This is a genomic window from Pyrobaculum sp., assembly GCF_049971835.1.
GTDB lineage: Archaea > Thermoproteota > Thermoprotei > Thermoproteales > Thermoproteaceae > Pyrobaculum.
This window is the reverse complement of the sequence record NZ_JBMFKV010000410.1, coordinates 1-689: the sequence shown is the minus strand read 5'-3', so window position 1 is coordinate 689 and position 689 is coordinate 1. Positions and strand designations below refer to the sequence as shown.

General features: G+C 54.0%; 1 protein-coding gene. It reads left to right on the top strand.

The window, feature by feature from the left end; genetic code table 11:
• Nucleotides 1–200, top strand: a 200-nt coding sequence (locus ACP5J3_RS15000) for a hypothetical protein (RefSeq protein ID WP_428496408.1), incomplete at its 5' end; no start/stop codon positions are given.
• Between the last annotated feature and the right edge of the window lie 489 nt (nt 201–689).

Here is a 689-nt window from a genome sequence, read left to right as displayed (position 1 = left end):
ACCCGCCACCTGATCAGAGCGAGATAAACGTAGTAAATTACAGCCACATCAAAAAGAGGGCTTTAAAGCCGACTACGGCGTTCAACCCTCCTATCTACATTTTTCCTGACTTGAAGCCCTACAAACTTCCTGAATCAGGAAAAGCATACGACAACAAGTCAGGAAAACGTCTGACGTACCTCTCCGGCGTTAAAAAGTAGTGGCAAATTTAGAACTGGCAACAGTTGAAGGCGAAATACGCCAAGACCAGTTCCAAATCTAAAAATTTAGAACTGGCTAAGGTGGGCTCGGCGCGGCCGCACTTACGCCGTCGTTAATCCATAAATAGGGGGTATATTTCTAGGTACATGGGCTTATAGAGGCCCGCCCCGCCTCCCGCGAGGGCTCCGGGAGGCGATAACGCCCTCAATACGCTCAGCCGAAGGGGCGGCGTCAACCCTCCGGGCGGCCCGCCCCGGGGGCCAAACGGCGCCTCGGGACCCCATGCCCCCAGGAACGCCCGGAGAACAGAAAGGAGGCACCGCGTAGATCGTTCTGTTAAACGTCCGCCACAGTGCGCAGATCTTCATCACGTAGGTCCTATTCCCAAGCACTCCCATTAGCCCTACTGTGCCGTTAACCCAACCTGCGCCAACAATTTCCAGTGGCCAATTCCTAAACTGCCCTAAACCGTCTATGGTGTACGTGAC